Source organism: Mucilaginibacter kameinonensis, from assembly GCF_003675385.1.
GTDB lineage: Bacteria > Bacteroidota > Bacteroidia > Sphingobacteriales > Sphingobacteriaceae > Mucilaginibacter > Mucilaginibacter kameinonensis.
In genome coordinates this window covers 737364-751687 of record NZ_RCWZ01000003.1, presented here as the reverse complement: position 1 = coordinate 751687, position 14324 = coordinate 737364, and the positions used below count along the sequence as shown (strand labels likewise).

Genomic DNA, 14324 nt, shown 5'->3' with positions numbered 1-14324 from the left:
ATCAAATCCATGAAAGTGAAATATATATTTATGTTAGCAGTTGGCTTTATTGCAACTGTTACCCTTAATAGCTGTAAAAAAGCTGAGTTGACTACGTTTACTCAAATTAAGATCCCTACTTCAAGTCCTATACAGCCCGGTAATATCAGCGGCTTTGTAAAAGGCACTTTAGTAACCGGCGAAACTTATACCATAACTGCCGATGTTACGGTAAAAAAAGGCGATACACTTTACGCTCAGCCGGGTGCAAATGTTATTGTGAAAAACAATTCGCAGGTTAATATTCAGGGTGTTTTAAAACTGGTAGGCACAAAAGATCAGCCGGTGTATTTTAATTCTGACTCGAACAAACCCGGTACCTGGGGCGGTTTTCAATGCGATACAGCCCAGGCCATAACCATTATCTGGACGCATGTTGATAACACGGGCGGGCCCGATGCTTCCGGAAGTGCACGCGGCACCCTGAAGGTGAAAGCTCCTATAAATGTAGATATTGAAGATTCGTGGTTTACCAACGGACAAGATGATTTGATGGCCTTGAGTAACGGTGCTAAAGTAACAATTTTAAGAAACACCATCAGCTCATCGGGTAGTACCGATGGTGAGGGCATTAACCTAAAAACTGGTGTTACCGGTACTGTGGCTTACAATGTAATTTTTAGCCAGGCGGGTTCAGGTGTTAAACTCGAAACCAGTTCGAGCAAGCCCTTTCCGCAAACTGAGGTATATGTGTACAATAATACACTGGTTTCAAATGGCTGGCGAAGGGGTTCGGCAGAGCCGGGGCGTGCTGTTTCTGTTGGTGTAAATGCCATCGGCCACATTTTTAATAATATTATAGTTAACGATTACCATGGCATTGAATTATTTGACGACGGCGATATAGCCCACACCACATATGGTAACAACCTGTTTTATGCCACGGTTGATACTTATGCCGATTTGGTAGATCCGACTTTAAAGATCAACATCCGGGATGGATTTTATCCTCCATCTGGTTTGGGAAAACCTCAGCCAACCGATCTGATCTCAAAAAAGATAGGGGATAAGGATCCAATGTTTGTAAAGTTTGATGGTACGGTGGCTGCACCTAACGGATATCCTAATACCAATGATTTTCGCTTGCAAAGCACATCGCCGGCATTCAGTGCGGGCAACACGCAATATAACCTTGACCTGGGTGCTTACACCAGCGATGATAAAGGGAATAAACATTAAGCATCAATATTTAATATAATATCAACATGAAAAAAATAGCGTTTTTCTTTCTTTTAAATGTCGGCCTGTTTTTAGGTTTATCAAAGGCATCTGCTCAGAATTATGTATTGGATAAAACCATCGCTTTACCCGGCAATGGTGGTTACGACTATGTATTTATCGATCAGCCAAATCATACATTATACGCGTCACACGGTACTGAAGTAAATGTAGTTGACTTGAAAACCGAAACGGTTAAAGGCACCATTGGCAACATGCAAGGTGTGCATGGCATAGCTGTTGATAATGAGCTTAATAAAGGCTTTATAAGCGATGGTAAAGCCGACGAAGTAATTGTGTTTGATATAAAAACACTGGCTGTTATTACCCGCATTCCCTTAGATCATAAAGGCGCTGACGCGATTATTTTTGACCCTTATTCAAAAAAGATCTTCACGTTTAACGGGCATAGCAGCAGTTCATGTGTAATTGATCCGGTATCAATGAAACAGGTAGCATCAATTGATATGGGCGGCGCTCCTGAATTTGCTGTTGCCGATGGTAAAGGAACCATATATAACAACCTGGAGGATAAAAGCAGCCTGAACGTAATCGACACAAAAACACTAATGGTCTCCAAAAACTATACCTTAAGCCCTTGTGGCGGCCCTACAGGTATAGCAATGGATAAAGCGAACCAAAAATTGTTTACCGTTTGCCGCGAAAACAAGGGGCTTAGCGTAGTTGATATCCCAACAGGCAAAGTGATCCAGACACTGCCGATTGGCGCTGGGGTTGATGCCGTTGTGTATGATCCGGTTCAAAAAATACTGGTAGCCTCAAACGGCGACGGAACCGCCAGTATCTTTAAACAAAATGCCCCTGATACTTACAGCGCTGTGCAAACTTTAACCACACAATATCGCGCTAAAACCATGGCTATTGATCTGGCTACACATAAACTTTATTTCCCGGTTGCCGATTATGAACAGGGAACCAAAACCATGAAGCCCGGTACATTTAAGCTACTTGTTTACCGTCAGCAATAATATTGGGATGAAAAGAAGAGATTTTGTAAAAAATACTGCACTATCGGCAATAGGAGCTTCGCTTATTGCGCCTTTGGGTGCCCTTGCAGCAGACAGGGTAACTCATTTAACAAGTGAGGAACTTACATTACTGCCTGCAATTAAAGATGATTACTCCCTGCATTTTATGGCACTGGGCGATTGGGGCCGTAATGGCGAATACGATCAGCTGGAAGTGGGTAAACAGATGGGCCTTTGGGGAGCGACGCATCCAAATGATTTTGTAGTTTCTGTTGGGGATAATTTTTATCCCAAAGGTGTTATCAGCGAATTTGACCCCTTATGGCATTATTCGTTCGAGAATATTTATACCGCGCATTCACTGCAATGCGATTGGTACCCGGTTTTTGGAAATCACGATTATCATTCGGATGTTGACGCCCAGATCAGGTACAGCAAAATAAGCCGTCGCTGGAATATGCCAGCGCGATATTACTCCAAAGAGATCAGTCTGAACAAAGCTAAAAACAAAGAGGACGAGGCCGTTAAAAAAGAACCGAAAGAGAATAGGCAACAGGCAAAAGCAAAGGCGTTGCTGGTGTTTATTGATACCGATCCTTTTTTACATGAAGCGCAGGCCCAGTATGTTGAAAAACAAATGCAATGGCTTAATGAAACACTGGCGAATGCGTCTGAAGATGTGAAATGGAAAATCGTGATTGGTCATCATCCTTGTTATTCTGTAGGGCCCCGTATCGACAACTACGATACGTTGACCATGAGAAAATCATTAACCAAAACTTTTGAAGAGCATAAAGTTGACGTTTACCTTTCGGGGCATGAGCATTCTTTGCAACACCTGAAACCTGAAGGTTTTACCCATCAGTTTATTTCAGGCGCAGGTTCTGAACTCACAAAAGTTACAGCAGGTATTCCCTATAGCCGTTTCCAGGCATCAGAGCATGGCTTTATGTATTTTGCTATAGATGAGAAACGGTTAAACGTAAGGGCGATAAATTACCAGGGAGAAGTGCTTTACCAAACCGAGCTTACTAAATAGAAACTGAATTTACACAAGGCGCTTCCTTGTGTAATCCGGTTTATTCCAATTTAGGTTTACAGCTTATCAAACGGTAAGCTGTAAACCTGATAACCAATAATAATTGATCGTGATTGCCAATCCTTAATATAAGATGGGTTTTTGAAGCACTTTAATCGCTGCATTATTAAGTGTATGTTAAGTTTCGGTTATGTATTATTCTTAGGCTTCTTTATTCAATTTTTCTCCAGTTTTCAGCGGGTTTCTTTGCGGAAAATTAAACCCGTTGTTCATGAAACACCCTTACTTTCTTAACAGGTTATTGCTATTATTCTCAATATGCCTGCTATTTTCCTTTACAACTATGGCCCAAACCATAAGGGGAAAGGTAACCGATGCTAAAACCGGCGAACCCCTTACCGGAGCAACCGTGCATTTAACCCAGGATGGGGTTAGCAAGTTTGTTGCGGTTAACCTTAATGGTGCCTATAGTTTCAAAAATTTAAAAAACGGCCCATACAAAGTACAGGCAAACTATGTTGGTTATACGTCATCTAAAATTAGTGAAGGTAATATTACATCAGCCAGCGATGTAGTTACGGTAAACATACTGCTGCAAGACGCCAGTATGCAAATGACCGAGATCCAGATTAAAGGCGAGGCCAACAAAGAATCTGATCATGCAGTACGTAACATTGAAAAAAACGCGCCAATGGTTATCAACGTACTTTCGGCAAACACTATTAAGTTATTGCCGGATGTTACCGTAGCCAATGCCTTACAACGTGTCAGCGGTGTAACAATCCAGCGTTCGGCAAGCGGCGAAGGTCGTTACGCCATTATCAGGGGTATGGATCAGCGTTACAACTCAACACTGGTAAATGGTATTAAAATACCAAGTCCGGATGGCCAGTACCGTTTTGTGCCGATGGATATATTCCCTTCAGAAATGCTGGAAAGGCTTGAAGTGATCAAAGCACTTACCCCAAGTATGGAAGGTGACGCTATTGGCGGTGTAATGAACCTGGTAATGAAAAGTGCCCCAAGTCAGTTTACTTTCAGTGCTAACGTATCTGGCGGTTTTTCCACACTGTTTTCATCAAGCAGACCGTTTGTTGGTTTTAGCGCATCTCCTAACAGCAAATCTCCGGCAGCTATTAATGGCAACAGCTATGCTGCTACGTATGCCGATTTTAGCAATAAGGCGCTTACAAGCGACAAAAATATGTCAACCCCATTTAGCTCAACAGCAGGTATTACCATCGGCGACAGGTTTTTGGATAAAAAATTAGGTGTTATCGTATCTGCAAGTTATCAGAACATTTACCGCGGCTCTAATTCAAAGCAGCTTACGCCAAACGCCCAACCATCGGCTATTCCGCTGCCAAACTCGCCTCAGTTTTCTGATGCTTATGATCGCACCTATTCTACCCAGACAGAACGTGTAGGTATCCACAACAAAATAGATTACGCTTTTAACGACAAAAACAAAATCTCGTTATACAACCTTTACATCCATCAAAGCGAATTTGAATCACGCTTTACTTCTGATACGCTGGGTTTGGGCTTAAACTCTACTGGTTTAAGTAAACAGATCACTATCTCAAACAGGAGCATGTTAACCAAGCAAAATATCTATAACTCAACCCTACATGGTGAGCATTGGCTTGGCAACGAGTGGCGCTTAAACTGGGATGGAGTATATTCACAAGCTACCAGGCACCAGCCTGACAGAACCGAATTTTTTTATGATGCTAATAAAACCCTAAATAATTCAGGCGCTGTTACTGCCGAGGTTGATAACAATACCCAGTTAGACCATCATTGGGAAAATAACCGGGATAAAGACCTTTCAGGATATGCTAACCTGATCTATACTCCAAAAATTGCCGGTAAAGATGTTGAATTTTCGGCAGGTGGTTTGTATCGTCATAAAGTAAGAGATGCTGATTATATCACTTATTCATTAACCGGTGGTAAATCAACCTTGTTCAATAATAACTTCGATGCCATTCCTTTTGCATTCAATTCGGCTGCTGATGGTATCGGTGCCAACAACCCCGATTTGCAAAACAACTACCACGTAAGAGAAAATGATAACGCAGAGTATTTACAGGTTAAGTTTGATCTGTTTCCGAAACTCCAGGTATTAGGTGGTGTTCGTATCGAAAATACCGATTTAACTTATGCTACCCAATCGCCTGAAACGGTTACACAAAGGAGTGGTAACATTAAATACACTGATGTTTTGCCAAGCATCCATTTAAAATATCAGTTAACAGATAATCAAAATATCCGCGCGTCATACTTCGCGGCAATCAGCCGTCCGGGCTTTGGCGAGCAGGTGCCATATAAAGTTACCGGTGAGTATTTTGACCAGGTTGGTAACCCTTATTTAAAACACATCACTGCAGATAACTACGACGTACGTTATGAGTTTTTCCCGGGTGGTGCTGATCAGTTATTGTTGGGCTCTTTCTACAAAAAGATCTACAATCCTATTGAGTATTTCGTTGTGCGTGATGGCGGCCCAAGCTCGCAGGTTATTAAACCTCAAAATGATCCGGGTAACGCAACCAACTATGGTTTTGAAGCTTTGGCTACTAAATTCTTTGGCGTGATAGGCTTTTCAATTAACTATACCTATACCCATTCAAGGATCACTACAAACAAACTGCTTTATTCAAATGATCCAACCCTGGGTTTAAAACAAACCAATGTGGATGAAACCCGTCCGCTGCAAGGTCAGGCAGACCACGTGGGCAATGCATCTGTACTGTACAAAAGCGCTAAGTTAGGTTTGGATATACAGCTGGCCTTTGTTTACACAGGCGAGCGTCTTGCACAGGTATCACCGTACTACAACCTTGATTTTTATCAGCATGCCTATAATCAGTTAGATTTTTCTTTTGAGAAAACTATCGCCAAAAGGCTGTCTTTCTATGGTAAGGTTAATAATATCACCAACGCTGCCAGCAAAATCTATTTAAAATACCCGCACGGCAGTCTTGATGCAAAACAACAAGAGTTTTTAGGCAAACAGGATATTGCAGGTCAAACGCTTGTACAAAGCGACTATTACAAAACACTATTCCTTGGTGGTTTCAGGTATAAATTATAATAAACGCAACGATGAAAAAATATATAATCCCAGTTATTTGTATCCTGATGGCAGCGGCCTTTTCCGGTTGCCAGAAATGGAAAGGTGAGCACATGGACATTTACAGCTATACACCGCCGGCTGCAAACCCGGTAAGTGATAAGGCTCCGCTTTCATGCAGCTCAAGTGGTTCAACAGTAATCCCCGTAAAAGGTACCATGCTTAGCGGCAAAACATACACCGTTGAAGACGGTTGCGATCTGGTGATCAACCCAACTGACACTTTGTTAATGCAGCCTGGTGTCAGGCTAAACATGGGTGTAGGAAGCAGCCTTATAGCACTTGGAACTTTAGTAAGTAACGGTTCAAAAGATCAGCCAAACTGGATCACCGTACCGGGCATTGTGAAAAACGACGCACCGGGTGGCCTTACAGCTGCTGCCGACCCTGCATATGCGGGCAAGTGGAAAGGTATTATTGGCGGCCCTACCTGTAATTTGTTGGTATTAAGGTGGACGCATGTGGAGTATGCCGGTTTAACAGAAGGAAAAGCTACATCAACCATTGCAGGATCAGGTACCGGCAACCAATACAGTATCTTGTTTGCCAATTATAACGGCAACTTTATCATGGAAGATTCCTGGTTGTATGGTGGGGTAGATGATCCGATCCGTATCTCGGCTGGTAAAATAGCCATCTTCAGAAATACCTTTGAGAAAAATGGCGTTAGCGGTGGCGACTGTTTAAATGCTAAAGGTGGTACTGTTGGCACCATGGCTTACAATATGTTTATGGGCACTGCTACCAACGGACAAAAAGCATCAAACAAAGGTCAGGCTACCGGTGCTCCTCAAACCAATATCGTAATGTACAATAACACATTCGTTAGTGGTGGTTATCGCCAGGTACAAAGCGGTCGTGGTGGTTGTATCAACTTTGAAGAAGGTGCAGCGGGTATGTATTATAACAACGTAGCTATTAACTGTAAGTTTGGCTATCGCGTAGTAGGCAGCCCTGTTGCTGATGTTGCGCACCTTTCATACGGAAACAACTACCAGTGGGCCGATTCTTTAAGTGTTGCCAACCAGTTTTATCCAACAGGATATATCACACAACCGCAAAGCACAGATATTCCATCAATTACTACATCAGCAAAATACCTGCCTTCAAATTATACTTTAGGTTCTATTTACGATGGTAGTGATGTGGTACAAAAAAATAATCCGATGTTCCTGAACTTTCCGCTTCCAACGGTTGGTCACCCATTGTACCAATACAGTGCTATCGGGAATTTTAACTTCCATTTGCTGGCCAGTTCGCCGCTTATTGGTAAAGGCAATACAACTATTAAACCGTTGATTACAGTGCCGCTTGATAAGATCTATGGCTTATCAGACGCAACCTTACCTGGTACCGATCTTGGTGCATACCAGTTAAATGGCTCAGGAAATCAACACTAATAACAATATTTATTCTTCAGGAATAGCCGGAAATAATCCGGCTATTCTTTTTTTATACGCTCAAAAAATGAAAAAACTTATTTGTGTACTTTGTTTATCTATTATATCGCCCTTAACCATATTGTCGGTTAAAGCTCAGTCGGCCGATTTGAAAATAGTATTTATCCGCCACGCCGAAAAGCCGGTTAAAGGGGATAACCTGAACTGCCAGGGCATAAACAGGTCGTTAAAACTGCCTGCTGTAATAACATCCAAATTTGGTGTGCCTGATAAAATATTTGTGCCTGGTTTAGGGCTGGGAGAGGCTACCAAGCATTCCCGGATGTTTCAGACTATTGTTCCGCTTGCCGCTAAATATAACTTAACGGTAAACAGCTCACGTACCGAGAAGGACTCATTAGGTTTGGCTGCTGATTTGAAAAGCCGTACAGGTGTAATACTGGTTGTGTGGGAGCACGGCGGTATAGCGCCAATTGTGCGTTCACTGGGAATAAAACAAGACAACTTAAAATGGCCGGACGATGATTATGACAGTATCTGGATTGTGACCTTTAAAAATGGGGTGGCGACACTTGCACGCGATAAAGAAAACATAGATCCCGGAAAAGATTGTAATTTTTAGTTTGCACGTCGGCCCCTGCTGTAAAGCTGAGGCCGATTTTTGTTTATGCGGCTTTGCTCATAATTGCTACAGAATGTTCCTGTAATATTGGAGATACAAAGGCTTAGCATGGAGTTTAACAAGTCGTTTTTCCTTACCCATCCATCATCGGTACAGATACTGATTTTTGGAGCGTTAATAACCTCTTTGTGGCTTGCTGAAGGTTTGATACTGGCAATACCTGTAGGCAAAAAATGGCGGCACACTTTTACAAATATGTTGTTTATTGTAACGGCACTGCCGGTTCAGCTTTTTATGACAATGTTTGTATTACTTGAAGCGGCCTGGATAAGCCAGAATCATTTAGGCTTGTTGCAACAACTTCCCCGGCACCAAAGTATATTGGTAAAATACGTTGTCGGGTTTATTATGCTTGATTTTTGTGAATACCTGTACCATGTGATCATGCATAAAGTTGGGGTGCTATGGAAATTTCATCTTGTGCATCATACTGATCAAAAACTTGATGTATCAACAACGGTAAGGGAACACCCCGGTGAAACATTTGTAAGAATGTGCTTTTTAATGTTGTGGATAGCTATAACCGGTGCATCTTTTGAATTGCTGTTGTTAAGGCAAACCATTCAAACGGTTTCAAATATCACCTCGCATACACAGTTCCGGTTATCAGATGGCGTTGATAAATGGGTGGGATTGATCTTTATCACACCTAATATACATCATGTTCACCATCACTATCAATTGCCTTATACCGATTGTAATTATGGTGATGTACTGTCTATATGGGATAGGTTATTTGGAACTTACGGAAAGCTAAAGCCGGATGATACCGTGTTTGGGATAGATACCCATCCCGATACGAATGTTTGTAAGAGTTTTATTAAGGTTTTACAGATTCCATTTGTTTCAAAACGTGCCTGACAGAATGTGTATTTGTAAAACATATTTTTCATTATTGGGCGTGTTGCTCGTAATGACACTACATGTTAATGCCCAAACCGAAAAATTTACATCGAGGCTTTATTTTCCCGGAGGGGTAGGTATAAATATACCTTCCGGAGACGAGCAGGTAAGCATGAAACGGGGGAGTGTTTTAAATACCGCCGTTGAGTACCGTCCTGCTTATATCAATGCTGTTTTTTTTCGGTTTAACTACGATGCCCTAAATAACAAATATAAAAGTAAAGCGGGCGAAGTCCCTACCAATGTAACCGAAGGTAAACTGTCTGCCGGTTTTTTACTTCTGGGTGTCGGTTACCGACGAAAATTAAACAGGTTGGGAATATATACGCTCTTGCAAGCCGGATATAACAGTTCAGGGTACAATAACACCTCTGTTAATTCAAATGGTATAACGGTAGGCAGCATAAGCACTAAACATCCCGCGGTAAAAATAGCAGCCGGATTGGAATATTATATCGTACCACATTTTGCCCTTGTACTGGAACCCGCCTATTATCATTTGTATAAAGCCAGATCGCAATATATTTTAAATCCGGATTATGTAAGTTATAGCATCGGGTTTACTACCACGTTGTTTTAAACAATTATGTACGGCATTACTTAAAAATCCGGGGCGAAACTAAACTTAACACCATATTCCGCGGCACCCGGGTGATCAAGATAGTTAAACCTCTTGATCCCATCTATCCGCAAAAACTTAAAGATATTACCTATACCTACTCCGGCTTCTATATAAGGTTTAGTGCCTAAAGCATAAGTACCATTTGCTCCGTTGCCACCTACCGGGAAACGGAATAAGTTTGGTGAATAAAGCGGGTTGTTTTCGTTACGCAAGCCACCAAATAATACCTTAGCCGACAGGAATTCTCGCCATTTCAGGTGTTTTATCAATGGGATTTTGTTCAGTAAAAAACCGCTGAAACTATGGGTTAAGTTGATGCCGGCGTAATGATCGCTTATAAACTCCAGGTAGGTTTGTTGGTTATAGGCATCCTCGTCATAAGCAAGTGACTGGTTAGCCGGGGCGATGTTCAGTAGCGGGAAAGGTACTTTACCTACTAAATAATTTCCGAGTACAGTAATATCAGTATAACCAAGCTGAGATAAGTAGAAGCGTCTGAAAATGCTTGCTTTAACGCTGGTGAAATCATACGCGCCGTTGAACAGGCCTTTAAAGCCATGATTGATCTGTAAATTCAGGATGGGGTATTTACTGTAGACAGTGCGGCGGTATACCGTTCCCTGTAAGATCTGCTCATGCGGGGCATACCTGAACGCGAGGTTCAGCTCGCTGGTAGTCAGGTCGTGCACTAAAGTGTTAGCCTCATTATTGTATTCGAATAGCAGGGAAGCGGCAGGGCGCTGGTTCCAGTTTCTGAATGCGAGATCGAACGAAAAATGGTTTTCAAAATCCTTTACATATTCAATTTTAGCGATCTTGCTGTAAAGCCAGTATATTGTTTTTCCTGTCGAAAACGATGCAAGCGCGGCCTGTTGGTTGATGGTTGAAAGGTCTCTTCCCGGCACATCAACATCGTTCAAATAGCTTGCTTTAAGGTAATCGTTAGGGTAGCGGTAAAACGGCGTTTTATTGAATGAATAAAATGTAGCAATATTGTATTTAAATGCCTTATCACGTGATCCGTAAGCACCAAAGCCTTCAAAATATATCGATTTGCTTAATTCGGGGTTGGTGCGCCCACCAAGCTGAAACCTGGATCCTTCCTGGCTGTCACGTGAGTAAATTGTTCCAATAGGGCCAATCAACACTGGTCCGGCCTTAGCATAGCCGCCTGTAAAAGTAGCTGCAAACCAGGTAGCCCTTTTAAACTGCGGCATTTTCTCCAATTTGGAGATACGCGGATACATCTTTGACTGATGATCGGACAGTGTATCCGGTCGGTTATGAGCCCAGTATGAGGTGTCGGGTTTGTCTGCGTCAGGCGCTATCTGCAATTCTTTGCCTTCATAAAATGTGGCAGGAAGTGGTTTGTCTGTAACGTAATTGGAAAAAACTACCGTTCGCTCGCCCATAAACCCAAGCCCTTTGTTTTTTAAGATACCGAAGTCGGCCTTGACATCACTTTTGCTTAAAAAATACCGGCCATTAGGGTTTTGCTCAAAATCAAGCGTGATCTTGAGCGTTCGCATGAAATTGATGTTGATTTGTTTGTTTACATCAAGCTCGCAGCCGCGTACCGCATAATTGCCCGTCATACTTACAAGCAGTTTACCTTCAAAAAGCAAGTCGCCTTTGGTACGTGGTGTAAAGCTTAGTTCAATCAGTTTTTCTTTGCCTGTTTGTATGGTATCGGTAATAAAGAACTTATAATAATTGGGCGAATGATCGGCAATCGGGCTCAGGAACTGGTTGGTGATGATAAAAACGTTGTTATCATAAATATCAATGTTATTGCCGTAAAGGCGGTTCATATAAATATCCAGGCCTGCTGTATCAATGAATTTGAGAATGTTGGCTTCCTTTTGCGCTTTGAGCACACTGATGGATTTAGCGGGATCCTTACGATAGTAATTTTGGTATTGCTTTTCGCTGAGATAGGCGGGGAGTAATACTTGGGTTTGCCCGTTATTTTTTACCGTATCAAGCATAAACTGATACATTTTAAAATAACGGCTGTTCATCAATTTGGAAGGAACGTCGATAAATGACAGATTGATGCGCTCGTACTGATCATATTGCAGATAATCGGCACTTTCCATCCGGTTTTGCTTTTTATGGTCAATAACCTGTTGGATAAGTTCAACCGCCGGGTTCCCTTTGTTGCGATAACGCTGTTTTTTTCCCGAAACTACGGTTACTTCTTTTAACTGGGTTTGGCTGCCGTGCAACCTGATATGAAGTACATTAACCTGCCCTGTTTTAATTACTTTGGTAATGGTTTGATAACCGATATAGGAAAAACTAACATGTGTGAAAGCTCCGGGAGCGTTTACCTCAAATTTTCCGTCAGGGTCTGCAATGGTGCCGTATTTGCCACCTACAAGCTTAACGTTAATTCCCGGAAGCGGTTGCCCCGAGGCATCATCTACTACCTGACCTTTAACACTTGTAACTACCTGAGATGATGATTTCTTAAGACTGTCTGCCTGTTGCGCCCTGCCATATAACGGACACAATATAACTACAAGCAATAACCATGAAGTATAAGGGAATAGACATCTTGTTGAACCTGACACTCGGGAAGAAATATCAAAAGAAGATAACAAATTGTGGTAGATTAAAAATACTAAAAGGGTTCAGTTTTAAGCGTATTCCGGGGTGTGAGCCAGGAATACGCTTTCAATTTTCCTAAACGTACAAATTATATTTGAATTGTTGCAGAAGATGATATTATTTTAAGATTAACAGGATTGTGACTTCCTTATTCAATTTACCTTCAAAAACTTACCGTTTTCGTCAAATAACAGGTCTTTTCCTTTTATTTCTGCCTCAAACATCTTTTTGCCTGCCGCATTGGTTACGCGTCCTGCTTCCTTAATTTTTGTGCCTTTATAATTGGTTTTAACGTATTCAAAAACAGTAGGAGGAAGCTGGCTAACCGGTATGGCATCCACCTCTTCTACAAACTCGCCCGATGGTGTAAAGGTCACTGAAGTATCCTCGCCCGATTTGCCGCCCCAGTTGGCTTCAAAATTTCCTTTCTCTTTTTCCCAGGTTACTTTGCTTGCATTTGGGTATTTTTTGGCGAGGCTTTGCTTTACAGCCGAAGGTACTTCTAAACTGCCGGCTGCTTTTACCATAGCACCGGTACCAAGCAGGGCAGCGGTGATGGTCAATAAAATGATCTTTTTCATAAGTGCTTTTATTTTATTTACACTAATGTAAGGCTGCAATCTGGAGGAATATGGGACACGTAAGCCGGTTTGATTTTAATTGAAATAAACTTGAACGGGTTTGAACTGGGGTTTGCATTTACCATCGCTAATTTTGTTTTGCAGATAATAAATCCAATAGAATAAGCTTAACCATTTAACCATGAGAATTTTAATTTTCCTGCTTGTATCGTGCTGCTTTTATAGTAGTGTAACCGCTCAAAGCAATTTTTTTAATAGCAAGGATGCTTACCTGGGCCAACAGCGCCCTAATGATACGCCGCGGATTTTTGCGCAGCAGATGTTAGTGCCCGATAGCGGTATAGCTATGGGCAGGTCGGCTTTCTCGGCCGATGGCAAGGAGTTTTATTATGGAAACTCCATGCACTGGTTTAACTCAAAAGGTAACAAGATCTGTTATTTTAAGTATGACGGAAAAAAATGGCAAGGCTCCATTGTGCTTAATTATGACTACAGTACGCCAACTTTTTCTGTTGATGGTAAAAGTATGTACTTTGCCGGTAAGGGCGATGGCAAACATTCCTTTGTCTGGATATCACATCGAGACAAAAACAATTGGACAAGCTCTGTAGTGTTTCTGAAAAAAGATTACGGTTTATATAATTTTATGCCAACCAACAGCGGAACTTTTTATGTTGGCAGCAACGCTAACGCCGGAAGTGTAAGAGACTATAGTACTTACGATTTTTGCACGCTTACCATCTCCAAAACCGACACCGTTATTAAAAGCCTCGGCCCAGCTATTAATACAACAGCTTTTGATGGCGATTTTTATGTGGCGCCGGATGAATCGTACATGATCATCAGTTATAAGGAGAAGCCGGATTATGAATGTGAGCTCGGGATCACTTTTCGCAAACCTGATCATAGCTGGACGCCGCCGCTAAACCTTGGTCCGCTAATTAATGATGGCGATGCACACCGCTGGGGTGAATATGTTACCCCGGATGGGAAATACCTGATTTATACCAAAGGCACCAGCGAAAAGGATTGTCACCTTTACTGGGTGAGATTTGATATGCTGAAAGCTAAATTAAAAAAAGAGGCTTTGGGTAAGTAG

At 41.9% G+C, this 14324-nt stretch carries 11 protein-coding genes; 9 read left to right on the top strand and 2 right to left on the bottom strand.

Annotated elements, in window-relative coordinates:
* Positions 1-9 precede the first annotated feature (9 nt).
* The 8 genes from EAH55_RS16350 to EAH55_RS16315 all read left to right on the top strand — a co-directional run bounded on the left by EAH55_RS16350 (position 10) and on the right by EAH55_RS16315 (position 9989).
* On the top strand, positions 10-1218 hold the full coding sequence (locus EAH55_RS16350) for a right-handed parallel beta-helix repeat-containing protein (protein WP_121810581.1): 1209 nt from the start codon (positions 10-12) through the stop codon (positions 1216-1218).
* Between the two features lie 26 nt (positions 1219-1244).
* Positions 1245-2246, top strand: a complete 1002-nt coding sequence (locus tag EAH55_RS16345) for a YncE family protein (protein ID WP_121810580.1) — start codon at positions 1245-1247, stop codon at positions 2244-2246.
* Between the two features lie 7 nt (positions 2247-2253).
* The gene (locus EAH55_RS16340; protein ID WP_121810579.1) at positions 2254-3285 is read left to right on the top strand and encodes a metallophosphoesterase; all 1032 of its coding nucleotides are present in this window, start codon (positions 2254-2256) and stop codon (positions 3283-3285) included.
* Between the two features lie 271 nt (positions 3286-3556).
* Positions 3557-6385: a TonB-dependent receptor gene (locus EAH55_RS16335; RefSeq protein WP_121810578.1), complete on the top strand. Its 2829-nt coding sequence runs from the start codon at positions 3557-3559 to the stop codon at positions 6383-6385.
* Between the two features lie 11 nt (positions 6386-6396).
* On the top strand, positions 6397-7824 hold the full coding sequence (locus EAH55_RS16330; protein WP_121810577.1) for a hypothetical protein: 1428 nt from the start codon (positions 6397-6399) through the stop codon (positions 7822-7824).
* A 67-nt stretch (positions 7825-7891) separates the two neighbouring features.
* A complete protein-coding gene (locus EAH55_RS16325) occupies positions 7892-8446 on the top strand; it encodes a histidine phosphatase family protein (RefSeq protein WP_162996905.1) in 555 nt (184 codons plus the stop codon).
* 108 nt (positions 8447-8554) lie between these two features.
* Positions 8555-9367, top strand: coding sequence for a sterol desaturase family protein (locus EAH55_RS16320; protein WP_121810575.1), 813 nt, complete (start codon positions 8555-8557; stop codon positions 9365-9367).
* Positions 9309-9989, top strand: coding sequence for an outer membrane beta-barrel protein (locus tag EAH55_RS16315; RefSeq protein ID WP_121810574.1), 681 nt, complete (start codon positions 9309-9311; stop codon positions 9987-9989). The genes EAH55_RS16320 and EAH55_RS16315 overlap by 59 nt, the downstream gene beginning before the upstream one ends.
* Before the next feature lie 20 nt (positions 9990-10009).
* Here EAH55_RS16315 and EAH55_RS16310 read toward each other — a convergent pair whose 3' ends face one another.
* Together EAH55_RS16310 and EAH55_RS16305 are read right to left on the bottom strand one after the other, a co-directional pair.
* A complete protein-coding gene (locus EAH55_RS16310; protein WP_162996903.1) occupies positions 10010-12562 on the bottom strand; it encodes a DUF5686 and carboxypeptidase-like regulatory domain-containing protein in 2553 nt (850 codons plus the stop codon).
* A gap of 234 nt (positions 12563-12796) precedes the next feature.
* Positions 12797-13225 carry a PepSY-like domain-containing protein gene (locus EAH55_RS16305; RefSeq protein WP_121810572.1) on the bottom strand — a complete coding sequence of 143 codons (429 nt, stop codon included), beginning with the start codon at positions 13223-13225 and terminating at the stop codon, positions 12797-12799.
* 181 nt (positions 13226-13406) lie between these two features.
* Between EAH55_RS16305 and EAH55_RS16300 the strand changes: the two genes are divergently transcribed.
* On the top strand, positions 13407-14324 hold the full coding sequence (locus tag EAH55_RS16300) for a PD40 domain-containing protein (protein WP_121810571.1): 918 nt from the start codon (positions 13407-13409) through the stop codon (positions 14322-14324).

Excerpts from the sequence above, each read along its gene's own strand:
- EAH55_RS16335 (WP_121810578.1), top strand. The coding sequence starts at position 3,557 with ATGAAACACCCTTACTTTCTTAACAGGTTATTGCTATTATTCTCAATA.
- EAH55_RS16340 (WP_121810579.1), top strand. The coding sequence starts at position 2,254 with ATGAAAAGAAGAGATTTTGTAAAAAATACTGCACTATCGGCAATAGGA.
- EAH55_RS16315 (WP_121810574.1), top strand. The coding sequence starts at position 9,309 with ATGTTTGTAAGAGTTTTATTAAGGTTTTACAGATTCCATTTGTTTCAA.
- EAH55_RS16330 (WP_121810577.1), top strand. The coding sequence starts at position 6,397 with ATGAAAAAATATATAATCCCAGTTATTTGTATCCTGATGGCAGCGGCC.
- EAH55_RS16350 (WP_121810581.1), top strand. The coding sequence starts at position 10 with ATGAAAGTGAAATATATATTTATGTTAGCAGTTGGCTTTATTGCAACT.
- EAH55_RS16320 (WP_121810575.1), top strand. The coding sequence starts at position 8,555 with ATGGAGTTTAACAAGTCGTTTTTCCTTACCCATCCATCATCGGTACAG.
- EAH55_RS16300 (WP_121810571.1), top strand. The coding sequence starts at position 13,407 with ATGAGAATTTTAATTTTCCTGCTTGTATCGTGCTGCTTTTATAGTAGT.
- EAH55_RS16305 (WP_121810572.1), bottom strand. The coding sequence starts at position 13,225 with ATGAAAAAGATCATTTTATTGACCATCACCGCTGCCCTGCTTGGTACC.
- EAH55_RS16345 (WP_121810580.1), top strand. The coding sequence starts at position 1,245 with ATGAAAAAAATAGCGTTTTTCTTTCTTTTAAATGTCGGCCTGTTTTTA.
- EAH55_RS16325 (WP_162996905.1), top strand. The coding sequence starts at position 7,892 with ATGAAAAAACTTATTTGTGTACTTTGTTTATCTATTATATCGCCCTTA.